General features: G+C 73.2%; 1 protein-coding gene. It reads left to right on the top strand.

Translation table 11 applies throughout. From position 1 onward, the window contains the following. Window positions 1–605: penicillin-binding transpeptidase domain-containing protein (locus N878_RS25040; protein ID WP_031304141.1), on the top strand; the 605-nt coding region annotated here is incomplete at both ends.

The raw sequence follows: 605 nt of genomic DNA, 5'->3' as shown, positions 1-605 counted from the left end.
GAGCCTGGCGCCCTTGCTGGCACGGCGGCTGAACCGCGCCGGCAGCCCGCCGCTGATCCGCACCACCCTCGACGCCGGCCTGCAATTGCGCCTGGAAGACCTGCTGCTGGGCTGGCGTGCGCGTCTGCCCGAGCGCACCTCGGCGGCGATCCTGGTGGTGGAGCACCAGAGCATGGCGGTGCGCGCCTACCTCGGCTCGGTGGATATCGGCGATGCCGCGCGCTTCGGCCACGTCGACATGGTGCGCGCGTTGCGCTCGCCCGGCTCCACGCTCAAGCCCTTCCTCTACGGCATGGCCCTGGACGCCGGGCTGATCCACTCCGAGTCGCTGCTGCAGGACGTGCCGCGGCATTACGGCGACTACCGTCCCGGCAACTTCGCCGCCGGCTTCAGCGGCCCGGTGTCGGCCAGCGAGGCGCTGGCCACCTCGCTCAACCTGCCGGCGGTGCAGCTACTGGAGGCCTACGGGCCGAAGCGCTTCGCCGGCGAGCTGCGCGGCGCCGGCTTGCCGATCCGCCTGCCGGCATTGGCCGAGCCCAACCTGGCGCTGATCCTCGGCGGTGGCGGCACCCGCCTGGAGGCGCTGCTGGCCGGCTACAGCGCCT

This window comes from Pseudomonas sp. EGD-AK9 (genome assembly GCF_000465935.2).
In the GTDB taxonomy this organism is placed as follows: domain Bacteria; phylum Pseudomonadota; class Gammaproteobacteria; order Pseudomonadales; family Pseudomonadaceae; genus Aquipseudomonas.
This window is presented reverse-complemented; position numbering and strand designations above follow the sequence as displayed.